At 65.7% G+C, this 25,900-nt stretch carries 21 protein-coding genes; 8 read left to right on the forward strand and 13 right to left on the reverse strand.

All coding sequences use genetic code 11. From position 1 onward, the window contains the following. Positions 1 to 152: 152 nt before the first annotated feature. Together CXY91_RS05080 and CXY91_RS05085 are read right to left on the reverse strand one after the other, a co-directional pair. Positions 153 to 1,022, reverse strand: a complete 870-nt coding sequence (locus tag CXY91_RS05080) for an urea carboxylase-associated family protein (protein WP_248307360.1) — start codon at positions 1,020 to 1,022, stop codon at positions 153 to 155. Between the two features lie 72 nt (positions 1,023 to 1,094). Then, entirely contained in the window at positions 1,095 to 1,778 is a 684-nt protein-coding gene (locus CXY91_RS05085) for a J domain-containing protein (RefSeq protein ID WP_349236577.1), read from the reverse strand. A gap of 287 nt (positions 1,779 to 2,065) precedes the next feature. Here CXY91_RS05085 and CXY91_RS05090 point away from each other — a divergent pair, with 287 nt between their 5' ends. Then, complete coding sequence (locus CXY91_RS05090; protein ID WP_091837072.1) at positions 2,066 to 2,329, forward strand: BolA family protein; 264 nt, start codon at positions 2,066 to 2,068, stop codon at positions 2,327 to 2,329. A gap of 3 nt (positions 2,330 to 2,332) precedes the next feature. On the opposite strand, the gene CXY91_RS05095 is transcribed toward CXY91_RS05090, so the two are convergent. From CXY91_RS05095 to CXY91_RS05115, 5 genes are all read right to left on the reverse strand, one after another. Then, entirely contained in the window at positions 2,333 to 3,526 is a 1,194-nt protein-coding gene (locus tag CXY91_RS05095; RefSeq protein ID WP_158673267.1) for an MFS transporter, read from the reverse strand. 61 nt (positions 3,527 to 3,587) lie between these two features. Continuing rightward, positions 3,588 to 4,757, reverse strand: coding sequence for an acetyl-CoA acetyltransferase (locus CXY91_RS05100; protein ID WP_100959614.1), 1,170 nt, complete (start codon positions 4,755 to 4,757; stop codon positions 3,588 to 3,590). A gap of 220 nt (positions 4,758 to 4,977) precedes the next feature. Continuing rightward, a complete protein-coding gene (locus CXY91_RS05105) occupies positions 4,978 to 5,349 on the reverse strand; it encodes a DUF4087 domain-containing protein (protein WP_199777356.1) in 372 nt (123 codons plus the stop codon). An 11-nt stretch (positions 5,350 to 5,360) separates the two neighbouring features. Next, on the reverse strand, positions 5,361 to 6,314 hold the full coding sequence (locus CXY91_RS05110; RefSeq protein ID WP_199777357.1) for a glycoside hydrolase family 19 protein: 954 nt from the start codon (positions 6,312 to 6,314) through the stop codon (positions 5,361 to 5,363). 68 nt (positions 6,315 to 6,382) lie between these two features. Further along, positions 6,383 to 7,285, reverse strand: a complete 903-nt coding sequence (locus CXY91_RS05115) for a DMT family transporter (protein WP_100959559.1) — start codon at positions 7,283 to 7,285, stop codon at positions 6,383 to 6,385. A gap of 186 nt (positions 7,286 to 7,471) precedes the next feature. On the opposite strand from CXY91_RS05115, the gene CXY91_RS05120 reads away from it, so the two are divergent. The 4 genes from CXY91_RS05120 (at position 7,472) to CXY91_RS05135 (ending at position 12,402) form a co-directional block, all read left to right on the forward strand. After that, the gene (locus CXY91_RS05120; protein WP_100959560.1) at positions 7,472 to 9,040 is read left to right on the forward strand and encodes a D-alanyl-D-alanine carboxypeptidase family protein; all 1,569 of its coding nucleotides are present in this window, start codon (positions 7,472 to 7,474) and stop codon (positions 9,038 to 9,040) included. Positions 9,041 to 9,054: 14 nt separating this feature from the next. After that, positions 9,055 to 9,963, forward strand: coding sequence for an EamA family transporter (locus tag CXY91_RS05125; protein WP_100959561.1), 909 nt, complete (start codon positions 9,055 to 9,057; stop codon positions 9,961 to 9,963). A 15-nt stretch (positions 9,964 to 9,978) separates the two neighbouring features. Beyond that, a complete protein-coding gene (locus CXY91_RS05130) occupies positions 9,979 to 11,112 on the forward strand; it encodes a CobW family GTP-binding protein (protein ID WP_100959562.1) in 1,134 nt (377 codons plus the stop codon). 204 nt (positions 11,113 to 11,316) lie between these two features. Continuing rightward, positions 11,317 to 12,402: a GNAT family N-acetyltransferase gene (locus CXY91_RS05135; protein ID WP_100959563.1), complete on the forward strand. Its 1,086-nt coding sequence runs from the start codon at positions 11,317 to 11,319 to the stop codon at positions 12,400 to 12,402. Here the strand turns inward: CXY91_RS05135 and CXY91_RS05140 are convergent. The 3 genes from CXY91_RS05140 to CXY91_RS05150 form a co-directional block, all read right to left on the reverse strand. Beyond that, positions 12,374 to 13,990: an acyl-CoA synthetase gene (locus tag CXY91_RS05140; protein ID WP_100959615.1), complete on the reverse strand. Its 1,617-nt coding sequence runs from the start codon at positions 13,988 to 13,990 to the stop codon at positions 12,374 to 12,376. The two genes, CXY91_RS05135 and CXY91_RS05140, sit on opposite strands and share 29 nt — an antisense overlap. A 124-nt stretch (positions 13,991 to 14,114) precedes the next feature. Next, complete coding sequence (locus CXY91_RS05145; RefSeq protein WP_100959616.1) at positions 14,115 to 15,179, reverse strand: ABC transporter substrate-binding protein; 1,065 nt, start codon at positions 15,177 to 15,179, stop codon at positions 14,115 to 14,117. Between the two features lie 185 nt (positions 15,180 to 15,364). Further along, positions 15,365 to 15,838: an Lrp/AsnC ligand binding domain-containing protein gene (locus CXY91_RS05150; protein WP_100959564.1), complete on the reverse strand. Its 474-nt coding sequence runs from the start codon at positions 15,836 to 15,838 to the stop codon at positions 15,365 to 15,367. Between the two features lie 113 nt (positions 15,839 to 15,951). Between CXY91_RS05150 and putA the strand changes: the two genes are divergently transcribed. Then, entirely contained in the window at positions 15,952 to 19,044 is a 3,093-nt protein-coding gene (putA, locus tag CXY91_RS05155) for a bifunctional proline dehydrogenase/L-glutamate gamma-semialdehyde dehydrogenase PutA (protein ID WP_100959617.1), read from the forward strand. Positions 19,045 to 19,218: 174 nt separating this feature from the next. Here putA and CXY91_RS05160 read toward each other — a convergent pair whose 3' ends face one another. From CXY91_RS05160 to CXY91_RS05170, 3 genes are all read right to left on the reverse strand, one after another. Next, on the reverse strand, positions 19,219 to 19,482 hold the full coding sequence (locus tag CXY91_RS05160; protein ID WP_100959565.1) for a hypothetical protein: 264 nt from the start codon (positions 19,480 to 19,482) through the stop codon (positions 19,219 to 19,221). Positions 19,483 to 19,801: 319 nt separating this feature from the next. Continuing rightward, positions 19,802 to 20,146: a hypothetical protein gene (locus CXY91_RS05165; RefSeq protein WP_100959566.1), complete on the reverse strand. Its 345-nt coding sequence runs from the start codon at positions 20,144 to 20,146 to the stop codon at positions 19,802 to 19,804. Between the two features lie 643 nt (positions 20,147 to 20,789). Continuing rightward, entirely contained in the window at positions 20,790 to 22,715 is a 1,926-nt protein-coding gene (locus CXY91_RS05170; protein WP_100959567.1) for an AAA family ATPase, read from the reverse strand. A 201-nt stretch (positions 22,716 to 22,916) separates the two neighbouring features. Here CXY91_RS05170 and CXY91_RS05175 point away from each other — a divergent pair, with 201 nt between their 5' ends. Further along, positions 22,917 to 24,095 (forward strand): phosphoserine transaminase, encoded by a 1,179-nt coding sequence (locus CXY91_RS05175; protein ID WP_100959568.1) that lies wholly within the window; start codon positions 22,917 to 22,919, stop codon positions 24,093 to 24,095. 185 nt (positions 24,096 to 24,280) lie between these two features. After that, on the forward strand, positions 24,281 to 25,870 hold the full coding sequence (gene serA, locus CXY91_RS05180; protein WP_100959618.1) for a phosphoglycerate dehydrogenase: 1,590 nt from the start codon (positions 24,281 to 24,283) through the stop codon (positions 25,868 to 25,870). The last annotated feature ends 30 nt before the right edge of the window (positions 25,871 to 25,900 follow it).

A 25,900-nucleotide genomic window follows, 5' to 3' on the forward strand; every position in this document is an offset into this window, starting at 1 on the left:
ACGGCGAACCCGGAACCCATGACCACGACGATTCTCCAGCGCGTCATGCTCGCCCTTGTGGCGAGCATCCACGTCTTGAACACCGAGTTTGATCAACGAAGCGAAGACGTGGATGGTCGGGACAAGCCCGACCATGACGCAAGCGGCCAGCCTTAGCCCTGCTCGCCATGGCTGCGCCCGTAAGGGCTGCGCCTCGGCGAGTGCCAGCCCGCGAGCGCGGCAGGATCGGCCTCGTAGATCTCGACCTTGAGCGGATGGCAGACGGCGACGTCGCTCGAATGGGTCTGGCCGCAATCGCCGCCCGGACACGCCGAGATCGCCCCGAGCAGATCGATCTCGGCGAAGAATTCGAGGAAATCGCCGGGCCGGACCGGGCTCGCCTTCATGAAGTACTGCTGCGTGTCACGGGTGAAGCCCGTGCACATGAAGACGTTAAGCACGTCATGGACGTGATGTTCGACCTCACGTGCCGGCAGCCCCCTTGCCTTTCCCAGCGCGCGGGCGAGGTTCGAATGGCAGCAATGATGGTAGTCGCCGCCATCGCCGAGCAGCCGGTGGGTATAGGGATCGCAGCGCGTGCCGATCACGTCGTGCACGCCGGCGCCGTCCTGGTCGAAGCCGTACCAGCCGAGCGTGTCATGGGTGATCGTCGCCATCGGCCGCAGATGCGGCAGGTTGCTCCAGAGCCGGTCGCCCAGTCCGACATGGGTCGCGTGCAGGGCGCGCGTCTTGCCGCTGAAGAAGCGCTCGTCGAGATCGTCCGCGTTCCACAGATTGAGGTCGCCGACCTGCGGCCCCTCGATGCTGACGACCCGAAAGAAGTGGCCCTTCGGCACGCGGAAACTGCCGGCCTCGCGCGGCGGCACGATGATCTCGTCGCGCTTGGTCAAGGTCTGGCGGGCACGCGCCAACATCCCCATGTCGGCACCCGGCAGGCTGCCGTTGGGGTAGACCACGACCGGCGGCTTGCGCCGACGCTCCTCCGCATCGGCGGGGGCGATCACCTGCGAATCCATGGCCATGACGTGCTCCGCCGACTGATATGTCCGCGGTTTTCTATCGGGACCGACGAGCCCGGTCCAGACTGCGACATGTCAGGCCAGCCCGTTGCTCTTCAGCGTCTGGTAGGCCTTGAGGATTTCCTGCAGCCGGCCTTCGCGTGAGCGGTCGCCGCCATTGGCATCGGGATGGAAGCGCTTCACCAGCTCCTTGTAGCGCGCCTTGATCGCGGCGCGGTCGGCGCTCTCGTCGAGGTCGAGCGTCTCCAGCGCCTTCTTAGCGAGGACACCGACTCTGGGCTCGGCCCGTTCCGGCTGGCGGCCGGCGCGGCCACGGAACAGGTTGAAGGCATCCTGCATCTCCGGCCCGCCGGCCTCGCGCCCGCGCTGCGCCATCCGCGCGGCGCTGGCATTGACGCCGAGCTTCCAGGTCGGCCGGTGGCCGATCTCCTCCTGCTTGGCATAGGCCGCGAGCGCCTCGTCGTTCATGCCGGCGAAGTAATTGTAGGTGGCGTTGTAGGCCTTCACATGCTCGAGGCAGAACTGGAAGAACTTGCCTTCCTTGCCGCGCCCCATCGGCGCGCGGAACTCGCCCGCCTTCGTGCAACCCGGATGGTCGCAAAGACGCGCATCTGCCTCGACCACCTCTTCCGCCTCGGAAGGGCCGATCCTGATCCGGTCGAAAAGGCGCGAGCTGAAGTTCATCGTCTCATGGTTATGCGGGTTGAACGCTGCGCCGACAAGCCGACCGCCGCGCGGATCGCTCCGCGCCTGCAGCAAGCCGATCGCCTTGGCGGCAGCTTGACCCTGATTGCTTAAGGAACCCGGTTCAGCCGAAGCGGCCGGGATGCCCCCTAGATAGTATTTCCACGCTTCGAACTCAACGGCCGCACGCGGCATCGCCCCCGGTCGCGAGTGCGGGCTTCGACATGAGAGCCCGGAGAATCCGGCTCCAATGAGGCAGCGCTGCACACGCTCGATCTTGACCGTCGAGCGCGAATGGGTGTTCTCGCCACCAAGGGGCGTCAGCGCTCCATCTACTCACGAAAGAAGCATCCATGCCGACCATGGCCGACCGGATCGCCGGCAAGCTCACCGCGCAGCTGGCACCGGAGCATCTCAGGGTGATCGACGAATCCCACCAGCATCATGGCCATGCCGGCTGGCGCGAGGGCGGCGAGACGCATTTCCGAGTCGAGATCGTCTCGCCCGCCTTCTCCGGCAAGAGCCGGCTCGAACGCCATCGCCTGGTCAACGCTGCGCTCTCCGAGGAACTCGCCGGTAGCGTGCACGCACTGGCGATCGCGGCGCGTGCCCCGGGCGAGGCCTGAACCTCAGGCCGCCTTGCGCTCCGGCGCAGCCAGATAGATCGCGGTCGAGACCAGCAGCAGCGCCGCGAAGCCCCAGTGCATGTTGGCGAAGGCGAGTGCGGCATCGCGCCCATCGGCCCGCTGCGCCGCGACGAACCAGCCGGAGCCCCACTGGATCAGCCCCGCCCCGGCGATGAACAGGAAATTGACGAAAGTCATGCCGCGCCCGACCAGATGCGCCGGGAAGAACTCACGCGCATGCGCCATCAGGATCGCATAGGTGAAGCCTGTGCCACCAACGATCGCAAAGAGCAGGATGGCGCCGGCCAGCGACTGCGCACCAATCACTGCCAGCAGTGCGAATCCGATACCCGTAGCCACGGTGCCCCAGGCGACCAGCGCCTTGCTGCGGCCCGCCCGCTTCTGCAACGCGCCATAGACGAAGGCGCCGACGACCATCATCGTCGCCATGCCCAGCGCGGCATGGCCGGCGGCGATGCCATCGAGCCCGTGCACCTGCATCATGTAAGGCGCGATCCAGAGCCCCCGCGCCGTCGCGATGATCGCGTAGCCGACGAGAGTGATCGGCGCGAGCAGCCAGAGCGGCCCGATCGCTGCGATGCTCTTCAGCCCCTGCAGCAGCCCCTCATGCTTGCCCGAAGCGTCGGTGACCTCAGGTGGATCGCGCACCAGCACTGCTGCGAGCACGGTTGCGAGTAGGAAGGCCACGGCAAAGGCGAGCATGGTCGGGCGCCAGCCATAGGCTTGGGCCGCCAGCGCCAAAGGCGCAGCACCGACGAGATTGCCGAGTGAGCCGAGGCCGATGAAGATCGAGGTCAACAGGCCGAAGCGTGCCGGCGCTTCAGTCCGCGCGAACAGATAGAGCGACGACATGAAGATCGGCGAGCAGCCGATTCCGACCAGCGCCATCGCGGCTGTGGCGGTATTGGCGCTGCCGGCCTGCGCGAACAGGAAGGCGCCGACGCTGCCGACCGCCATGGTCACCGCCACCGTCCGGCGCGGCCCGAGCCGATCGAGCGCCCAGCCGACCGGGAACTGCGCCAGCGCGAAAGCCATGAACCAGGCGGCCCCGAGCATGCCGAACTCCGCCGGCCCGATGCGCAGGTCGCCCATCACCGGCGCGGCGATCACGCTCAGGAAGGAGCGATAGAAGATCGACAGCACATAGGCAGGCAGCAGCGCGAAGAAGATGATCACGCCGCCCCTCCGGCCAATTTCTGGATGACCGCCGACGTGAGTTCGCCGGCAGCCCCTCGCCTCACTTCACCCGCTCGAGCACCGAGACGTAGTTGGCGACGGCAGCGCCACCCATGTTGAAGATGCCGCCGAGGCGGGCATCCTTCACCTGCATGCCCTCCGGCGCCTCGCCGACGAGCTGCATAGCGGAAAGCACATGCATGGAGACGCCGGTCGCGCCGATCGGATGGCCCTTGGCCTTGAGGCCGCCGGAGACGTTGACCGGCAGCTTGCCGTCCTTCTGGGTCCAGCCTTCCTTGATGGCGCGGGCGCCATCACCTTCCTTGGTCAGGCCCATCGCCTCGTATTCGATCAGCTCGGCGATGGTGAAGCAGTCATGCGTCTCGACGAAGGAGAGATCGTCGAGCGCGACGCCAGCAGCGGCCAGCGCCTGCTGCCAGGCGCGCGCGCCGCCCTCGAACTTCAGGATGTCGCGACGCGACAGCGGCAGGAAGTCCTGGACATGGGCCATGCCGCGGAAACCGACGGCGCGGCGCATGCTCTTGGCGGTCTCCTCGTCGGCGAGCACCAGCGCGGCGGCGCCGTCCGAGACCAGCGAGCAGTCGGTCCGCTTCAGCGGGCCGGCGACGTAAGGGTTCTTCTCGCTCTCCTCGCGGCAGAAGGCGTAGCCGAAATCCCTGCGCATCTGGGCATAAGGGTTGTCGACGCCGTTCTTGTGGTTCTTGGCCGCGATCATGGCGAGCGCATCCGACTGGTCGCCATGGCGCTGGAAATAGGACGAGGCGATCTTGCCGAAGACACCGGCAAAGCCACCCTGCACATCGCTCTCCTGCGCGAGATAGGAAGCCTTCAGCAGGTTCTTGCCGATCTCCGGGCCGGGCGTCGTGGTCATCTGCTCGACACCAACGACCAGCACGACCTTGGCCGCTCCGGCCTTGATGGCACGCACGCCCTGATGGACGGCTGCCGAGCCGGTGGCGCAGGCGTTCTCGACGCGGGTCGCCGGCTTGAAGCGCAGCGCCGGGTCGGCCTGCAGCACGAGCGAGGCGGTGAAGTCCTGGGCCGAGAAACCGGCGTTGAAATGCCCGAGCACGATTTCGTCGACCTGGTCGGCGGTGATGCCGGCATCGATCAGCGCGTCGGTGGCGACGCGCACGATCAGGCTCTCGACGGTCTCGGTATCCTGCTTACCGAAAGGCGTGTGGGCCCAGCCGACGATTGCAGCGCTCATAGCCATCTCCTGGTTGATGTGCAGATACACTACATCTGCCTCCACGCACCCGTGGCCACAAGCCGTCAAGCGCGCATTCCTCCTGTGCGAGGAAAGGCCCACGAAACCGGGCGAAGTCAAGCGGATCAAGAGCCCGCGGCGAGCGAGCGCCGACCGGCCCTGCGGTCAGGACATGACGAGATGTCACGCGACCCCCTCGCGCGACTTCCGACCCGCAAGGCTAGCGCAGCGTCTTTTCGACCTTCGACAGTGCCTTGTCCTTCCGGCACGCAGCCAGCGGGCGCGCCTTGGCCGAGACGATCTCGATGACGTTCTTCTCCTCGGCGTCTACCTTCACCGTCATGCAGGCGCAGCCATAGCCATAGCTGCCGTTCCCGCTCTTGCGCCATTCGCCCGCCTTGTAGGGCGGCGGCCAGTCGCCCTTCGCCTGATGCCCACCCTGCACGGCGATCGTCCACTCGCCGTCCCTGTCGTAGAGCGAGGCATTGCCCGGGCTCGGATTGTCGAGCCAGCCGCAGCGCTGCGCGCTGCCTGGCTGCTGCGCCATGGCGACGCCGGCCGCGAAGATGAGGGTGGCCGCAGCAGCGGCCACTGACCGGCCGATCATTGAAAGAACCTCGACTGGCTGGTGAACCGGGCTCCCGGCAGCGGCATGCCGGCGAGGCTGGAATCGATCGGTGGCGCGAAGGTGATGGGCCGGTTCGGTCCGGCCGCCAGCAGCACCGCCTCGAACACTTCGGCGATCGCAGCGATGTCCTTGGCGTGGTCGGATCCGTTCACCATGGCGCGCGCGCCGACATAGTTGCGGGACTTGCCGCTGAAATAGGTCGAGAACTTCCGGCCATTGGCGAACCCATCGCCGGTGAGCATGCCATGCGACATCACCGCATAGGCGATGGCGGGGGTCTTCACCAGTTCCGGGTCGAGCAGCAGATTGAGCCCCTGCCCGATCGCGGCGCCGGTCGTGGCATAGTTCGACCACCAGGTCAGCTGGACATAGCCACGCCCGAAATAGGCGAGCTCGGTGCCGTTATCGTCATTGTAGGCCTTGACCGCGGCGCCGCCATCGACAGTGCCCATCTTGGCACCCTTGGTCAGCTTCGAGATCGCACCGCTTGCGGTGATCTTGAACTGGTCGCCATCCTGCTCGGTGACGCGGACGCTGCCATCGGCGAGCGTCGCGACCTTGACCGGCTCGTGATATTTGCGGCCCTTGCCATGGCCGACCTCGTCGACCGGCGCCATCGTCATCAGCCAGGCGCGACGCTTCAGCATCACCGCATTGCCGGCCTTGTCGACCAACGGCTCGCCCTTCTTGTTCTTGGCCTGGACGAACTGCGTGACCGGGCTCGTCGTCTCCCAGGCGACGGTCGCCAGCATATAGGCCGCCCAGCGGATATCGGTGATGCTGGTGTCCCTGTTGATCAGGCGGAGCAGCACCAGAAGGTCGGGAATCGCGTTGGCGTTGTAGCGCGGCTTCTTGCCGAAACGGTCCCGGAATTCCCGCTCGAAGATGCGTTCGTCGTAGGTTCCGACGTAGTGATAGGTAGCCGCCATCATCCATCTCCATAGGCCCGTCGGTTCGGGCGTAAGGAGCGACTGCGACAAATAAGTGGCTCGGTTTTTTAAATCGCCAGCAGCAGTAGAGCGCCAACGCCGGCGACGATCATCGCCATGCCCAAGAGCTCGCGCCAGCTCGTGCCTTCAGAGAAGATCCGGCGCGAGGCGATCTGCGCCAGCGGCACCTCGACCAGCGCAAGCGTGCGGACATTGGCCGCCGTGGTCAGCGAGAAGCCGAGGAACCAGCATTGCGAGGCGGCAGCGCCGAGGAAGCCGGCAGTGAGCGAGCGACGCCAGTTGCGCAGGCTGAGGATCAGCGCCGGACGGTTGGCGACGAGCATGTAAAGCGTCAGGAGCAGGGTCTGCAGCGCCAGCCCGAGAGCGAGGATCGTCGTCGCCCGCATCAGGAAGTGCCCTTCCGGCAGCGTCTGGATCGCCCCGCGGAAGCCGATCGCCGACAGCGCGAAGGAGGCGCCGGCACCGATCCCGAGCGCAGCCGGCCGCATCCCTGCCGCGCTGAGCTTGTCGCCCGGCTTCCACGACATCAGCACGACGCCGGCCGTGGCGACGACGATCGCCGCGAACTTCGGCCAGCCTAGCGCGTCGCCGAGCAGCGCCGCCCCGAACAGCGCGACCTGCACTGGCTCGGTCTTGGTGTAGGCTGTCGTCACCGCGAAGGAGCGTTCGCGCATCGCCGCCAGCATCAGCGCGGTGGCGAGAATCTGCGTCAGCGCACCGAAGACGGCGAAGCCGAAGGCCCGCAGATCGGGCACGGGCGGCAGGGCGCCGCTGGCGAGGCAGACCAGAACGAGGAAGAGCAGCGCGAAGGGCAGGCCGAACAGGAAGCGCACCTGCGTCGCCCCGACGACGCCGATCACCTCGGTCAGCGAGCGCTGGGTCAGGTTGCGCGCGGTCTGGAGCAGCGAGGCGGCAAGCGTCACCGGTATCCACAGAAGGCTGAAGCTCACGCGCGGAGGTCCCGTAGAAAGAGCACCGCATTGCTTTGGACCGCCACGCCACGCTAGGCAAATCACCCGATGAAGGGTAGGTATGCGTCATGAGCGAGGCAGGATTGTCGCCCGCCGTCTCGAAAATGCCTCAAGCGTCGCGTTGAAGCCCCAGGCCCCCGCCAAGACAGGTTCAGACCTCAGCCGATGATCTCATTCCGTCTCGCCGCCGGCGTCACGCTCGCCACGCTCCTCGCTGCCGCCGTCCCGGCGCAAGCCGGCACCAGCATCGTGGTCGACGCCTCGAGCGGCGCCGTCCTGTCGAGCGAGAACCCGACCCAGGCCTGGCATCCGGCCTCCACCACCAAGATGATGACGCTCTATCTCGCGCTCAAGGCCGTGCGCGAGGGTAGGATCGGACTTGAGACCGCGATCCCGGCCTCGAAGCTCGCCGCCAGCCAGCCGCGCGTGAAGGTCTATATCAAGGCCGGCCAGGAGATCACGCTCGACAACGCCATGCGCATCATGATGGTGAAGTCGGCCAACGATATCGCCTATGTCATCGCCGAGGGTGTCGGCGGCAATGTCGAGACCTTCGTTTCGATGATGAACGCCGAGGCCCAGCGGCTCGGCATGAACGACACGCATTTCGTCAACCCGAATGGCTGGCACCATCCTGACCAGCAGAGCAGCGCCCGCGACCTCGCCGTGCTCGCCATGGCCCTGATGAGCGAATTCGGTCGCTACTCCGATTACTGGAACACCGGCGCGGTCCAGCTCGGCAAGCAGGTGCTCAACAACACCAACGGACTGGTCGGCCGCTATTACGGCGTCAGCGGCATGAAGACCGGCTTCGTCTGCGCCTCCGGCTTCAATGTCGTCACCACCGCCACGCGCAATGGCCGCACGCTGATCGCCGTCGTGATGGGCGCCAGCTCCGGTGCGGAGCGCACCGTCAAGGCAGCGCAATTGCTCGACGACGGCTTCGGCAAATGGGGTGGCTTCGGCGGCAGCGTTACCGGCATGCCGTCCGGCAATGGCGGGCGTGCCTACAGCATCTGCGACAGCGTCCGCCGCGGCGGCCACGCGCTCGGCGACGACGCCGAGACATCGGGGCCGATCAGCTTCATTTCGACGAACAGCGGCGTCGGCGGCAATGCCGAGGGAACCTCCGACCGCTTTGCCGCGGCAGTGCCGCAGGGCGGCTCCTCCGGCTCGGTGCTGACCCGCGCGCCCTCCGGCCGCATCACGCTCGGCCCTCGCGCCAAGTTCGAGCCGATCCAGGTCTCCTTCGGCCGCACGCCGGGCTCTGCCTCGGCGCCGCTCGCCGCCAATGTCGTGGCCAGGCCCGACACCCAGGTCGCGCGCGAGACGATCCAGCCGGGCGCGCCCGTCGCCGCCGGGCTCGTCGCCGGCAACCGCACCTTCTCGCGCAATGGCGCGATCCCGCCGGCCTCCTCCGCCTTCGCGCCGGTCACGCCGACGCAGGAGGAGACGCCCGCTACTGCGGCGCTCGGCTCCGGCCCGATGCGCCTGCAGGGCGCGATCCAGCCCGGCGCCGCGACGCCCGCCAGCCTGCGCCCGGGCGCAGCCGCCGGAATCAAGGCCGCGAACAAGCCGGCTGCCAAGCCATTGCTGACCAGGTCGAAGCAGGAAAAGGCGGAGCCTGCCAAGGCCAAGCCGAGTCAGGCGCAGGCCAAGCCGCTGGCGAAGCCTGCGGCCCGCCCTGGGACGAAGCCCGCCGCCAAGCCTGACGCCTCCAAGCCCGACGCCTGATCCAACGGCTTAACATGCACGAGCGCGGCGCCTCTTCGGCCCAGAGCGGCCTCGCGCTGGCGCTCGGCTCCGCCGCCGCCTTCGGCACCAATATCGTCAGCGCCCAGCTCGCCGGCCATGCCGGATTGAGCGGGCCGCTCATCGTCTTCTACCGCGTCTTCCTGATGCTGGCGCTCGTCATCGGCGCGGCTCTGATCTGGCGCGCCAGCCTCGTCGTGCCGCGCCGGCGCTGGTCGGCGCTCGCCTTGTTCGGCCTGAGCACGGCGCTCACCGCCTGCGCCTATCTCTCCTCGGTCGCCTTCCTGCCGATCACGGTGGCGGCTGTGGTGTTTTATACCTTTCCCATCCTGATCGTTCTCGCCGAGCCGTTCCTCACCCCAGCCCGCTTTAGCCTCGACCGGGTCGTGATCGCGCTTGTCGCCTTTCTCGGCGTCGCCATGGTGGTCGGGCCCGACTGGCACGGGCTCGACCCGCGCGGGCTGGCTCTCGCGCTCGCCGCCAGCGTGCTGGCCGCGGTGCAGTTCTTCTCGGCAGCGCGCTGCGCCGACACCGGCACCATTCCAAAACTGTTCTGGTCGCATCTCGTCATCCTGCCGGTGACGCTGGCGATCCTCGCTCTCACCGGCCTGTTCCAGCTGCCTTCGGCGCTGCTGCTCGCACCGGTCGCGGTCGCGGTGACGATCGGTGGCTATCTGATCGGCTTCCTGCTCCAGGTGATGGCGCTCGCCCGCGTCGCGCCCGGCCCAGCTGCGCTCGCTTTCTGCGCCGAGCCGGTCTTCGCCGTCGCGATCGCCGCGGTCTTCCTCGGCGAGCGCGTCGGCGCGCTGCAATATGCCGGCGGTGCCCTTGTCGTCGCCGCGATCATCGCCAATGTAATATTGGAACAAAAGCGAGCCCGCCGATTGCCGGCGGTGGCCGTGTAGGGAAACTGACCACCGATGTCCGAGCAGTCCGTCCGCCCCAAACCGATCCCGCTGACGCTGCTGACCGGCTTCCTGGGCGCCGGCAAGACCACCCTGCTCAACCGTCTGCTCAAGGACCCGGCACTGGCCGACACGGTCGTGCTGGTCAACGAGTTCGGCGAGATCGGCCTCGACCACCTCTTCGTCGAGGGCATCGAGGACGGCATGATCCTGCTCGCCTCGGGCTGCCTGTGCTGCACCATCCGCGACGACCTGATCGTCACGCTCGAGGACCTGCTGCGCCGCCTCGACAATGGCCGCGTCGCGCCGTTCAGGCGCCTGGTGATCGAGACCACCGGCCTCGCCGACCCTGCGCCGGTCCTCAATGTGCTGATCAACCACCCCTATCTCGCCATGCGCTTCAGGCTCGACGGCGTCGTCACGCTGGTCGACGCGGTCAACGGGATGGCGACGCTCGACGCCCATCCCGAGGCGCTCCGCCAGGTCGTCGCCGCCGACCGGCTGGTTCTGAGCAAGACCGATATCGCGACCGACGGCGCAGCGGTCGCGGCGCTGCGCAAGCGGCTGGGCGAACTCAATCCGGGTATTGCAATCCTCGCGCCCGAAGCCCCTGCCGAAGCGATCATCGGCGCCGGCCTCTACGACATCGCCGAACGCCCGGACGACTTGCGCCGCTGGCTCGCAGCGGAAGCGTTGGGCGGCGATGATCACGACCATGACCACGATCATGGCGACGCCGACGGGCACCACCATCATCACGGCGGGGATGACCATCATCATCACCACGACGTCAATCGCCACGACGCCAGCATCCGCGCCTTCACCCTGACCGCCGAGGCGCCGATCCGCGAGGCGACCTTCGACCTGTTCTGGACCCTGCTGCGCTCGACCCATGGCGCAAAGCTGCTGCGGCTAAAGGGGCTGGTCGCACTCGCCGAACACCCCGAAGGCCCGCTCCTCGTCCATGCCGTCCAGCAGATCCTGCACCCGCCGGTGCTGCTGCCGGCTTGGCCCGACACCGACCATTGCTCCCGCCTCGTCCTGATCGTGAAGGATCTGGAAGAAGAGACGGTGGCTCGCCTCTGGTCGGCCTTCCTAGGCCGCGCCGCGCCCGCCCAGTCCGAGCCTCACCACCACCATCCCGCCTGACTGGCTCCGAGCACCGGGGCTCTCCTGCGTCTTTCCGAGGCAGCCCGCAGGGCTGAGCCCAGAATGACGCCGAGTGGCTATTCTCAACATCCCGACGGCCCGCTTCTTGGTTCGTCACGCGCAGACCCTGTCCCGCCCCGCGTCCACGTGCCGATCCGGCACGGAAGCGCACCGAAGCGGGGCGAGCCGCGAAAGGGCTGCGCCATGCCGAACCTCGCTGCATTCCCGGCTGCGCCGGAGGAGACCGTGCCGAAGACTGCCGTCTCCAGCCCGGCCGGCCTCACGATCGAGCGCCGCCCGCTCGCTGCCTGCGCCGCCATCGAGGCCGAATGGCGCGACCTCGCCGGCCGCGCCATCGAGCTGAACCCGTTCTGCGAGCCCGATTTCGCGTTGCCCGCCGCGCAGCATCTCGTCGATTTCCGAGACGTCTCCGTGCTGCTGTTCTGGGATGGCCCCACCGCCCCACGTCGCCTGCTCGGCTTCGTGCCGGCCCGCCTCAGGCGCAGGCTGCTGGGCCAGGACGAGCTGATCGGCTGGAACAATCCCCGGCTCGGCCTCGCCACGCCGCTGATCGACATCGACCAGGTGGAACGCGTCGTCGCTGCCCTGCTCCACGCGCCTGGCCGCTGGGGACTCGCCGATACGCAGACCCTGCAGCTGAGCCGTCTCGATCTCGACGGCCCGCTGCTGCACGGCCTGTTGCAGGCAGCCCAGCGCACCAGCCATGCCGCTGCCATTGAGTCGGCCTCCGCACCAGCCTCCCCGCCGACGCCGGATCTCGCGGCCCTGCGTCACGGCCTGTCACGCCATGGCAAGCTCTCCTTTGCCGAATCGGTCTCGCGCCAGGACCTGCGCGACATGGTCGAGCTCCATCTGGCGCTCGAAGCCTCTGGATCGCTGGCGCGCGCCGGCGGCGCTGCGCTGCAGGACATCCGCGAAAGCGCCTTCCTGCGCGCCATGACCCGCAATCTGGCGCGCGGCAATCGCTGCCGGGTCGGCCTGCTGAGCCTCGACGACAAGCCGGTCGCGGGCGCAATCCTGATCGGCAAGAGCCCGCGCCTCTGGCTCTATTCGGGCGCGCAGGACGAGCGCTTCGCCAGCTTCGCCCCGTTGGCCCAGCTCGTCGCCTGGCTCGGCCGCCGCGGCCGCCAGCGCGAGATTCTCGCCGACCTGCCCGGCCTCAACGCCGTCACGCTGTCGCAGCGCCTCGGTGACGTCCGCCTCTCCGTGACGGCGAAAGCTACGCGCCGCCCGACGCCTTTCACCCGGCGTCGCGCAGCAGCCGCCTGATGATCTTGCCGGTGGTGGTCATCGGCAATTCCTCGCGGAACTCGATCTCGCGCGGGTATTCATGCGCCGCGAGCCGCTCGCGCACAAAGCTCTGGATCTCCGCGACAAGCTCCGTCGTCGGCGAGTAGCCCGGCTTCGGCACGATGAAGGCCTTGACGATCTCGGTGCGCAGCGCGTCAGGCTTGCCGACCACCGCCGCGAGTGCCACCGCCGGATGGCGCAACAGGCAGTCCTCGATCTCGCTCGGCCCGATCCGGTAGCCTGACGAGGTGATGACATCGTCGTCTCGGCCGACGAAGCGGATATAGCCCTGCGCATCCTGCGAGCCCTGGTCGCCGGTCGTCATCCAGTCGCCGATGAACTTGGCCTCCGTCGCCTCGGGCTTGCGCCAGTAGTGCAGGAACATCACCGGATCGGGGCGGCGCACCGCGATCTGCCCCTCCTCCTCCGGCTCGCAGATGCTGCCGTCTGGCCGGATCACCGCGACCTCATGGCCCGGCACCGCCTTGCCGATGAAGCCCGGCTTGACCACCCCGATCGCAGCGCAGGAGGCGAGCACGAGATTGCACTCGGTCTGGCCGTAGAACTCGTTGATCGTCAGGCCGAGCTTCTCGCAGCCCCAGGCCAGCGTCTCGGCGCCGAGCGCCTCGCCGCCCGACGCGACCGTGCGCAGCTTGAGATCATAGCGCCCGCGCGGATTCTCGACTGCGCGCAGCATGCGCAGGGCCGTCGGCGGGATGAAGCAGTTGCGCACGCCCAGATCCGCCATCAGCCGCAGTGCTTCATCGGGATCGAACTTGGCGGCCGGCCGCGCCACGATCGGGACACCGTGATGCAGCGCCGGCAGGAGATTGTTGAGCAGGCCGCCGGCCCAGGCCCAGTCCGCCGGCGTCCAGAGCAGGTCGCCCGGCTGCGGCAGGAATTCATGCGGCATCTCCACGCCCGGCAGATGGCCGAGCATCACCCGGTGACCATGCAGCGCACCCTTGGCATTGCCGGTGGTGCCTGAGGTGTAGATCATCAGCGCCGGATCGTCCGGCCCGCTGTCGACCGGCGCGAAATCATCGCTTTCCGCTTCCAGCAGGCGCGCGAGCCCTTCAGCCCGTCCGTCCGGCCCGTCGGCCGATATCACCAGCTCGAGGTCCGGCAGCGGCTCCTCGATCTGGCCGAGTTTGGCGAGCCCGGCCGCATTGGTGATCAGCGCCTTCGCCCCGCAATCGCGCAGGCGGTAGGACAGCGCGTCCGCACCGAACAAGGCCGCCAGCGGCACCGCGATGGCGCCGAGCTTGTAGGCTGCCATATGTGCGATCGGCACCAGGCGCCCTTGCGGCAACAGGATCGCGACCCGGTCGCCTTCGCCGACACCGCGCTTGCGCAGCGCATTCGCAAGGCGGTTCGACTGCGCCCGCAACTCGCCATAGCTGACCGGCACGATCGACCAGTCGGGCTGAACCTCCAGGATCGCGATCTTCCCGGGATCGACCGCAGCCCAGCGATCGCAGCAATCGACGCCGATATTGTAGCGCTCCGGAATCCGCCAGCGGAAAGCAGCGCGCAGGCGCTTATAGTCACGGATGTCGGGAAGCATGCGGCAGGCCCAGGATGACGGATCGAGCATACGCCGGTCGGCGCCCGCTCTTGCAAAAAGCGGCGCACGATATGCGAAGCCGAAAGCCGCTGTCACCTTGGCCTAAGGTCAACTGCCCGGCCGGTCAGAACGCCCGCTCGGCCTCCGCCGGCAGGAAGCCTTCGGCGAAGGCATTGCCGGCCTTGGCCTTGTCCTTGAAGGAGACAGCCAGCCCGATCTGGTCGAGCCCCTTTTGCCAGCGCGCCTTGTCGATGCTGCCGAAGCCGTTCGCCTTGACGCCCGGCGTCATCACATAGTGGTCGAGCGCCATCTTCAGACGCTCCAGCTCGATCTCGGGACGGGCACCGTCATTGCGCTGGAGCACGCCGGCGATCGCCGCCTCCGGCGCGGCGACGACATCGCGGACACTGCGCGTGATCGCCCGCAGCAGGCCACGCACCGCTTGCGGCTTCTCCGCGATCAGCTTCGGTGAGACGATCACGGCATTGCCGTAGAGCTCGATGCCATGATCGGCCATCAGCAAGGTGACGATATCCTCGGCCGGCACGCCACGCGCCTTCATGTTGATCACGGAGGTGTGGGCAAAGCCGAAGATCGCATCGAGCTCGCCGGAGGCCAGCATCGGCTCGCGCACGGTGAAGCCGATATTCTCGAGCTTGATCTTGGCGTCGTCGATGCCGTTGACCTTCCTGAACACGGGCCATTGCGCGAAAGCGCCGTCCGCGGCGGGAGCGCCGAGCTTCTTGCCTTCCAGGCTCTTGGGATCGCTGCTGATGCCGCGGCTCTTGCGCCCGACGATCGCGAAGGGCGGCCGGTCATAGACCATCATCACCGCCTTGAGATCGATCGTCGGCTTCTCGTCGCGGAAGCGGATCAGCGTATTCACATCACCGAAGCCGGCATCGAAGTCACCGCTTGCGATCCGGGGGATCGCTTCACGCGACCCTGTCCCGGGCTCGATCGTGACGTCCAGCCCTTCGTCGCGGAAATAGCCCTTGTCCAGGGCAGTGAGGAACAGCGCCGCCGGCCCCTCGAAACGCCAATCAAGCGTGAAGCGCAACGGGATGGTGGCAGCTGCGACAGGCGCACTGCGCAAGCCGGCCCAGGCGGCAACACCGGTTCCCGCGAGGAAACGCCCGAACCCGCGCCGGGAGATCGGCGCGCCAGGCAGGGGCTTGGCAACGGACATGGCAAACTCCGGAGCGACCATAGCCGACACGGACGCAAGGACCTCTCCGACGGGGCTGACGGAGCACCATACCGGAGACGCAAAGCAACCAAGACTTCCCTAGCCGGCAGGTCAAGCGCCAACACGGCAAGATCGCGGCGAAATCGCGGAAATGGTTACGTTTTTCTGCGGCAGTGCCGCTTGTGTCACAGCGGCAGCGCGCCGTCGGTCTTGACCTCCTCCATCACCGCATAGGTGCGGGTCTCGCGGACGGCCGGCAGCGCCAGCAGCACATCGCCGAGAAAGCGGCGATAGGCGTTCATGTCGGCGACACGGGTCTTGACCAGATAATCGAAGCCGCCGGCGACCATATGGCATTCCAGCACCTCAGGAGCCCGCTTCACCGCTGCCGCAAAGCGCTCGAAGGCGTCGGGCGTCGTCTTGTCGAGATAAACCTCGACGAAGACCAGGAGGTTGAGGCCGAGCTTCACCGGATCGAGCGTCGCGCGGTAGCCGGTGATGAAGCCCTCGCGCGCCAGCCGCTTCAGCCGCTCGCCGGTCGCGGTCGGCGACAGCCCGACCTTTTCCGCCAGTTCGACGCCGGCTGCACGGCCATCGCTCTGGAGCAGCGCGAGCAGGCGCCGGTCGGTTCGATCGATAGCCGGATTATTCTCTGCCATAGCAATATCCAACGGGAAAAATCGCTACATATTTGCCGAAATCTCCATTGATATCCAGCCCTGTTGCGATGATTCTGCAGATCATCCCGCCGCCGAGATCCGGAGCTTTTTCCATGGCCGCCCCTGCGCCCGTCTTCCACGCCCCCTATGCCGAGGACGATGCCGCCATCGCCGGTCACCTGCTCTCCGGCGGCCGCCGGGATCCCCTGGCCAAGGCGAGGATCGATGCCCGCGCCACCTCGCTGGTCGACGCGATCCGCACCCGCAAGGTCGGCTTAGGGGGTATCGAGGAACTGCTGCGCGAGTATTCGCTCTCGACCAAGGAAGGCCTCGCGCTGATGGTGCTGGCCGAGGCGCTGCTGCGCGTGCCCGACGCCGCCACCGCCGACCGGCTGATCGAGGACAAGCTCGGCCAGGGCGACTTCGCTCATCACGAATCCAAGTCCGACGCCTTCCTGATCTCGGCCTCGTCCTGGGCGCTCGGCATCACCGCCCGCATCATCCAGCCGGGCGAGACGCCGACCAGCATCATCGGCAACCTCTCGAAGCGCCTCGGCCTGCCGGCCGTACGCACCGCGACGCGCCAGGCCATGCGCGTGATGGGCAACCATTTCGTCCTCGGCCAGACCATCGAGGAGGCGCTGAAGCGCGCCCGTTCCGGCTCGGGCAAGCTCTACCGCTACTCCTTCGACATGCTCGGCGAGGGCGCACGCACGCAGGCAGACGCCGACCGCTACTACGCCTCCTATGCCGACGCGATCGACGCCATCGGCCGCTCGGCCGGCAACGACAGGCTGCCGAACCGCCCCGGCATCTCGGTCAAGCTCTCGGCGCTGCATCCGCGCTACGAGGCGACCAATCGCGAGCGCGTCCTCGCCGAGCTCACCCCAAAGGTGATCGAGCTCGCCCGCCAGGCCAAAAAATATGACCTCAACTTCACCGTCGACGCCGAGGAGGCCGACAGGCTCGAGCTTTCGCTCGACGTGATCGCCGCGGTGATGGCCGAGCCTTCCCTCGCCGGCTGGGACGGTTTCGGCCTCGCCATCCAGGCCTATCAGAAGCGCGCCGCGGCGGTGATCGACCACATCGCGGCGCTGGCCGAAACCTATGACCGCCGGCTGATGGTTCGCCTGGTCAAGGGCGCCTATTGGGACACCGAGCTGAAGCGCGCCCAAGAGCGCGGCCTGCCCGACTATCCGGTCTTCACCCGCAAGGCGATGACCGACCTCAACTACGAGGCCTGCGCGAAGCAGCTCCTCGCCTTGCGCCCGCGCATCATTCCCCAGTTCGCCACCCACAATGCGCTGACCGTAGCCACCGTCGCCGAGCTCGCCGGCGATGCCGAGAATTTCGAGTTCCAGCGCCTGCACGGCATGGGCGAGGCACTCTATGAGCGCCTGCTGCAGTCGGATTCCGGCTTCGCCTGCCGCACCTATGCGCCGGTCGGCGGCCATCAGGACCTGCTTGCCTATCTCGTCCGCCGCCTGCTCGAGAACGGCGCCAACTCCTCCTTCGTCTCGGTCTCCGGCGATCCTGACGTGCCGGTCGCGACGCTGCTGGTGCCGCCGGCCGACATCATCGGTTCGCCGAGCGCAGCCCGCCATCGCCGCATCCCGCTGCCGGCCGATCTATTCGGACCGTCGCGCCGCAACTCCGCCGGCGTCGAGCTCGGCGATGCGCAGAGCCTCAGCTCCCTCCTCGCCGAGATCCGCGCCGCTGCCGCCAAGCCCGTGCCAGAGGCGGTGCCGCTGATCGACGGCAAGCCCGGGACCGGTACCGCTCGCGACGTGCTCTCGCCGATCGACGGCAAGCCGGTCGGCCGCGTCACCGAGGGCGATGCCGCGAGCGCCGAGAAGGCGATGGCCGCAGCCAAGGCCGGCTTCCACGCCTGGAACGCGACGCCCGCCCGCAACCGCGCCGCATCCCTGCGCCAGGCCGCCGACCTGATGGAAGCGCGCCGCGGCCCGATCCTGGCGCTGCTCCAGTCCGAGGCCGGCAAGACGCTGGACGACGCCATCGCCGAACTCCGCGAAGCCGTCGACTTCCTGCGCTACTACGCTGCCGAAGCCGAGGCCAAGTTCGCCGTGCCGACCGCCCTTCCCGGCCCGACCGGCGAGGACAACCGCCTGATCCTGCGCGGCCGTGGGCCCTTCGTCTGCATCGCGCCCTGGAACTTCCCGCTCGCGATTTTCGTCGGCCAGGTCGCGGCGGCGCTGGTCGCCGGCAACAGCGTCGTCGCCAAGCCCGCGCCGCAGACCCCGCTGATCGCCGCGCTTGCCGTCCGCCTCCTCCATGAGGCCGGTATCCCCAAAACCGCGCTGCACTTCGCCCCCGGCGACGGCAAGCTCGGCGCCGCCTTGGTCGCGCACAAGGACGTCGCCGGCGTCGCCTTCACCGGCTCGACCGCGACCGCCCGCGCCATCAACCGGGCGCTGGCCAACAAGGACGGCCCGATCGTGCCGCTGATCGCCGAGACCGGCGGCCTCAACGCCATGATTGTCGACGCGACCGCTCTGGCCGAGCAGGTCGCCGACGACGTCGTCCTCTCCGCCTTCCGCTCGGCCGGCCAGCGCTGCTCGGCGCTGCGCCTACTCGTCGTGCAGGAGGACGTCGCCGACAAGATGGTCGAGATGATCGAGGGCGCCGCCCGCGAGCTCACGCTCGGCGACCCGCGTGAGATCGAGACCCATGTCGGCCCGGTGATCGACGCTGCCGCCAAGGAGCGCCTCGACGCCCATATCGCCGCGATGCGCTCAGCCGGCCGCGTGACCTATGCCGGCAGGACGCCGGATTTGCCCGGCACCTTCGTCGCCCCGCACATCATCAGGCTCGACAAGGTCGCCGACCTCGCCGCCGAGCATTTCGGCCCGGTGCTGCATGTCGTGCGCTGGAAGGCCGGCCAGCTCGACAAGGTGCTCGCCGAGATCGAGGCGACCGGCTACGGCCTGACCTTCGGCCTGCATTCGCGCATCGAGGCCACGGTCGAGCGCGTCGTCGACCGGCTCTCGACCGGCAACATCTATGTCAACCGCAACATGATCGGCGCGGTGGTCGGCGTGCAGCCCTTCGGCGGCCATGGCCTGTCGGGCACCGGCCCCAAGGCCGGCGGCCCGAACTACCTGCCGCGCTTCGCCACCGAGCAGACGGTGACGATCAACACCGCGGCGGCGGGCGGAAACGCCTCACTGATCGCGATGGGGGAGTAGCCTCCTTCTCCCATGGCAACCCCCTTCTCCCCTCGGGGGAGAAGGTCCCGGCAGGGGGATGAGGGCGGCTCGACCGGGCGAGCCGTCGACCACTCACCCCGCCTGACGGGCCCTCATCCGTCAGCGCTTCGCGCTGCCACCTTCTCCCCCGAGGGGAGAAGGGTTCCCCGCCCCCTACTCCGCCGCCCTTGCCGCCGCCTGCTTCAGCCGCGCCAGCGCTTCCTCGGCGCCTGCCTTCACCGCCGGGTCCGTCACCTGCCCCTCGGCCGCGACGCGCTCGGCCAGCGCCGCGACGCTGAACTCAGCCCCGCTGGCGACGAGCTTCAGCACCGCATTCGACAGCACGTTCGGCCAATAGGCCGCGCCGCCCTTGGCCAGCCCCTTGGCCTTGCGGCCCTCGAATTCCTTGGTGAGCTGTTCGGGTGTCTTCCTGGCCATGGCGTCGGGCTTCCGGTGAATCGGGTCTGAGGCGAGCTTATAGCAGCCTGCCGGCAAAGAGCGCGGAACCTCGACGCAAACTCCCTTCCCCCTTGTGGGGAAGGGCCGGGGATGGGGGTGGTGCCGCCTGGCGATCGCTCGCCGGAAAGACGGCTGGCAGCGGCGACAGCACTGTCTTGTTCGAGAGATCGCTCCAGCTTTGCGACCCCCACCCCTGCCCCTCCCCACTGATCTCGGGCCTGCCCGAGATCAGCACTCAGAGTGGTCGAAGTCGGGTAGACCCGACTTCGACGCGGGGGAGGGGTTCGCGCCTCACCCTCTACCCATCGCCCTGCAGCGGAATCGCCTCGAACTGGGCCTTGTGCCTGGCGATGCGCCGCTCGGCCTCGTACCAGGCCTCCCTGCCCTCGACGCCCTGGCCGCGCAGGCGGATCGCCTCGTGGAAGGTCGCGCGCATCTCGTCGGAGAGGGCCTGCATGAATTCGCCCGAGCATTGCAGGCTATCGGGCCCGCTACAGGCCTTGGCCCGCCGGCAATCCTTGCGGCCGCAGAAGCGCCAGCACTGCAGCAATGTCGCGAACTGGCGCAACATGATCGGCCGCTCGCGCTGGAAGCGCTCGAATTCCTCCTTCGTCGCGCCGCGATGGTCGGGATTACGGGGCATGGGATTCCTCCGATCAGCCTCCTTCTCCCCTCGGGGGAGAAGGTCCGGCAGGGGATGAGGGCGGCACGACCGGGTGAGCGTCTGAGCGTCGGGCTGGACTTCCCTCATCCGTCAGCGCTTCGCGCTGCCACCTTCTCCCCCGAGGGGAGAAGGAGCGCGCCGCGCTTCCCGCGCCCAAGCCTTTCCCCGCCTGCAGGCTCAGCCTGCGGGCGTTGTCGCATATGAGGGGCAGCGGAGCGCCGCGAGGCGCTGGTTTGGTGATCCGCTTCCATTGAGCCAGGAAGCGGCGCGGATGGATTGAGCCACCATCCGCACGCCCCGTGGCGCTCCGCCAGGCGGCGATTTGAAAGCTCCGGGCCGCGCTTCTGTCGCGCCGGCGTGAGCCGGCGCGGTCTAGCGAGCTCCTCGCGCAGGGATCGTAGTGTCCCCAGGTCGGTTCCCGAAGCCTCCCGGGAGCGAGGCGCAACCCTCGCCCGCAGGCGCCGCACCCATCCCGCCGAACGACATGCCTCCGGTCGGCCGCCCCTCGGGGATGGGATGCGCGGCATGATACGGGAGGTTCGGAGGGCGGGGATAAGGTTGCGGTTTATCCTCGCCAGCGCTGAAACCGCGACAGAACCCCTCTCCTGGGTGCGAAACGGTATCAGGTCCCACGCGGCTCCCTTTTGCGGCGCTGCCCTTTAGAGGTCGGCAAACTTGCACTCACATCCTCGCCTTTAAGAGAAGACAATATTTTCTCTACTCGCCCCTTCATGTCATCAGAAAATGAAAATTTATTTCCGGACGCTAAAGCTTCGGAAAAGAAACGAAGGACATGTTTCTTCGAAATACGGCCCGACACAGAAAAATGATCAGCAATAATTTTCTTATCGCCGTCTTCTAGAAGGTCTTCTATTTTTTTTACAGACGGGTCGTTTAAAAGTTCAGATATCGTAGAAACACTATTTTTAGACAGTGCAAATTCGTCAATAAGCCTATCTTTTGCTTTCTCACCTGCATCATCTGCATCGAGCAAAACCTTAAACCGCTTCCCCCACCCGAGGAAGAGAGATATTAACGGGTGAACATCGTTCGCACCAGAGCTCGGAAAAAGATTGAGATCTTTTACTCTCAGAATCGACATGAAATATGACAATATATAGAAATCAGATTTACCCTCAAGAATAACAATATTGTCCGAAAACTCCATCATACTCGGTCGATAGTCGATCTTATCCAGAATTGGCTGAAAGTAAGTCGTTTTATCTGGATTCTCGCCAACAAATCTACGATAGGGAATCGCTACTATCTCCGTAATAGAATTAGGTTTAAAATCCTCAGATATATCACTATCATAGCTGATAGCCTTGTTTTCAATTATATAAGTCTTCTCAAGCCAATACGGATTAATCATATAATGACTATGCGTTGAATATATAAGGCTATTCCTGCCTCTAGCAATAGCCGGAAAACTGCCTAAAAGTTGCTCCTGAGCTCTAGAGTGCAAATTTGACGCCGGCTCATCAAACAAGAAAATCGTCCCGCCTCTCTCGCGACGAGAAGCTCTAAACTGGGTGAATAGCAAAAAGCAAAAGAACCAGCGAAAACCTAATGACCTATCGGGTATCTGATATCTATCAACGCCATCACGAATTAGAAATTGTATGTAAACATTCTTCTCATTCGTCTCAGGATTAACTTCTGGCTTCCAGTCGATCAAAATCTCTTTGTTCGAAATCTTCTCATGAAAAATCTCATTCCATTTTCCGAAGACGGCACGCGAAACAGTTAAAGAGGCCTTTAGCATAACTGCGTCGATTTGCTCTTTCACATTTGACCCTCCTCCTAGCAATCGAGCAATAAATTCAATAGGATTTGAAGGGAGGTCGTCTCTTCTAACGCGTTTAATTATGTGCTCATCGATCTGAAGACCTTCTCCATTCGTATCAAGAATGTCCTGGAAGACTCTTTTATAAAATTCATTAGTTTTATCACCGTCCTTTCCAGATAGATATATCCGGCTAGGGAAATCAAAAACGAACGTTGGATAGTATGCTATCACAGGCAATCTTAGCCGCAAGAAATTCAGAGCAGATGTTAAATCAGAACCTAATAAATTCGAAAAACTACGCTTCCCTTTTGATTTTCCCTTGATAGTAAGGTGCCAAAGATTGGTTGTTTCAGCATGTTGGGACGAAATGTAAGAAATTTCTCGACTAACGGTAAACTTCCTCTTGATGGACTCTCTGTCAATTTCAACCGAATGAGATGACTTCATATAACTACAGAGTGCATCAACGTCTTCTTGTTCAATTTCGATTAGACTCTGAACAATCGATTTTCCCGTAAAATTCGATATCATATTTCTTGGGATGAGAGAATTCTTATCATCAAATGATGAGGAAGAATACAATGCAGTCTTATTATCAACATCGGGGGAGAAGCTATGAATTGCCTCTAAAAGGGTTGTCTTTCCACTTTCGTTCAGACCAACGAAAGAGTATATATTGCTTCCATTTTCAGGATTTAGATCAATATTTGTTTCTTTTATGCCTCGAAAATTCTTAATGGTAAAATTATGATACCGCATCCTGCGGCCCCTCCCCCGATTTTGGCCGATTTATAGAATCACGGCCAGTCGTCTTTGCGGAGTGCAAGGTACTCAATGAAATTGCTGATCGCCAAGCTCAGCCTTACCCCCGCTTGACTCCCCTCCCCCTCCATCCTACGCCCATCGACGGGACACGCCGCCCCAACGCGGCGCGCCCATCTGCAAGGATGGAGAACATCGATGGCGAATACGATTCCGGCAGCGCGTCCGCGCGTGCCGCATTTCTCGTCCGGCCCCTGCGCCAAGCGCCCCGGCTGGACCCTCAAGGCCCTCAGTGATGCAGCGCTCGGCCGCTCGCACCGCGCCAAGATCGGCAAGGACAAGCTGAAAGCTGCGATCGACCTGACGCGCGAGGTGCTGCAGGTCCCGGCCGATTACCGCATCGGCATCGTGCCGGCCTCCGACACCGGCGCCGTCGAGATGGCGATGTGGTCGCTGCTCGGCGCCCGCGGCGTCGACATGCTCGCCTGGGAGAGCTTCGGCGAGGGCTGGGTCACCGATGTCGCCAAGCAGCTCAAGCTGGCGGATGTGCGCACCTTCACCGCCCCCTATGGCGAGTTGCCGAACCTGAAGAAGGTCGACACCAAGAACCGCGACGTCGTCTTCACCTGGAACGGCACCACCTCGGGCGTGCGGGTCGTCGACGCCAGCTGGATCGCCGATGACCGCGAGGGCCTGACGATCTGCGACGCCACCTCGGCCGCCTTCGCCCAGCGCCTCGACTGGCCCAAGCTCGATGTCGTCACCTTCTCCTGGCAGAAGGTGCTCGGCGGCGAGGCCGCGCATGGCATGATCGTGCTCTCGCCCCGCGCGGTCGAGCGGCTCCTGACCTACAAGCCGGCCTGGCCGCTGCCGAAGATCTTCCGCATGACCTCGGGCGGCAAGCTCTCCGAGGGCATCTTCGCCGGCGAGACGATCAACACGCCGTCCATGCTCGCGGTCGAGGATTATCTCGATGCGCTCAACTGGGCCAAGAAGGTCGGCGGGTTAGAGGGGCTGGTGAAGCGCGCCGACGGCAATGCCCGCGTCATCGCCAGGTTCGTGCGCGAGAACGACTGGATCGACTTCCTCGCGTTGAAGCCGAAGACGCGCTCGAACACCTCGGTCTGCCTCAGGTTCACCGACCCGGCGGTGACGGCGCTGCCGGCGGATGCTCAAGCCGCGTTCGCCAAGCAGGTGGTCTCGATCATCGAGAAGGCCGGCGCCGGCTACGATCTCGGCCATTACCGCGACGCCCCTCCCGGCCTGCGCATCTGGTGCGGCGCGACCGTGCAGTCGCGCGACCTCAAGGCGCTGCTGCCGTGGATCGCCTATGCCTTCAACGAGGCGAAGGCCTCGCTCGGCAAGAAGGCGGCGTAAGCGCGACCTAACCCCTCCCCCTTGCGGGGAGGGGCAGGGGTGGGGGTCGCAAACGCGGGCTCGCCCCTCGGACATTTTGCGCGACGCCGATCGAGCCGTCGCGCCTCTCCGCATTCGGCTGCACGCAGTCGTTCCACCCCCACCCCTAACCCCTCCCCACAAGGGGGAGGGGAATGGAGGCTGCCATGACCAAGCCCCGCGTCCTCATCTCCGACGCCCTCTCCCCCGCCGCCGTCCAGATCTTTCGGGATCGCGGCATCGACGTGACCTTCGATCCGAACCTCGGCAAGGACAAGGACAAGCTCGCCGCGATCATCGGCGACTATGACGGCCTCGCCATCCGCTCGGCGACCAAGGCCACCGCCAAGCTGCTGGAGGCCGCGACGAAGCTGAAGGTGATCGGCCGCGCCGGCATCGGCGTCGACAATGTCGAGATCCCCGCCGCGACCAGCCGCGGCGTGATCGTGATGAACACGCCCTTCGGCAACTCGATCACCACCGCCGAGCACGCCATCGCGATGATGTTCGCGCTCGCCCGGCAGATCCCCTCGGCCGATGCCTCGACCCAGGCCGGAAAGTGGGAGAAGAACCGCTTCATGGGCGTCGAGATCACCGCCAAGACGCTCGGCCTGATCGGCTGCGGCAATATCGGCTCGATCGTCGCCGAGCGCGGCATCGGCCTGCGCATGCGCGTCATCGCCTTCGACCCCTATCTCTCGCCGGAGCGGGCGGTGCAGCTGGGCGTCGAGAAGGTCGAGCTGGAAGACCTGCTGAAGCGCGCCGACTTCATCACCCTGCACGTGCCGATGACCGAGAAGACCAAGAACATCCTCTCGGCCGAGAACCTCGCCAAGACCAAGAAGGGCGTGCGCATCGTCAATTGCGCCCGCGGCGGTCTGGTCGACGAAGCCGCGCTCGCCGAGCTGATCAAGTCCGGCCATGTCGCGGGTGCTGCCTTCGACGTGTTCTCGGTCGAGCCGGCCGAGCAGAACCCGCTGTTCGGCCTCGACAACGTCGTCTGCACCCCGCATCTCGGCGCCTCGACCAATGAGGCGCAGGAGAACGTCGCGCTGCAGGTCGCCGAGCAGATGAGCGACTACCTCTTGAAAGGCGCGATCACCAATGCGGTGAACTTCCCGTCGATCTCGGCGGAAGAGGCGCCGCGGATCAAGCCCTTCGTCGATCTCGCCGAGAAGCTCGGCTCCTTCCTCGGCCAGCTCACCGAGGCGCCGGTCAAGGGCATCCGCATCGAGTACGAGGGCGCGGTCGCGAGCCTGAATCTCAAGGCGATCTCGGCGGCGGCGATCACCGGCGTGCTGCGGCCCTTCCTGCCCGAGATCAACATGGTCAACTCGGCCATGGTCGCCAAGGAGAAGGGCATCGTCGTCGAGGAATTGACCCGCGAGGTCGCCGGCAATCTCGAAAGCGTCATCCGCATCGTCGTCGAGGCCGAGGACATGCCGCGCCATGCCTCGGGCACGGTCTTCCATGACGGCAAGCCGCGCATCATCGAGATCCGCGACATCCAGGTCGACGCCGAGTTCGCGCCGCACATGCTCTATGTCCGCAATGCCGACAAGCCGGGCTTCATCGGCCAGTTCGGTTCCTTGCTCGGCGCGGCCGGCGTCAACGTCGCGACCTTCAATCTCGGCCGCGACAAGCCGGGCGGCGACGCGATCTGCTATGTCGCCGTCGACGAGCCGGTCTCGGACGAATTGCTGGCGAAGATCCACGAGATCCCGATGGTCAAGCGGGCGCGAAGGCTGAAGTTCTGAGGGCTGGCCTTGTCATCTCGTCATGGTCGG

The sequence above is a fragment of the Allobosea sp. FBZP-16 genome, assembly GCF_002831785.1.
In the GTDB taxonomy this organism is placed as follows: domain Bacteria; phylum Pseudomonadota; class Alphaproteobacteria; order Rhizobiales; family Beijerinckiaceae; genus Allobosea; species Allobosea lupini.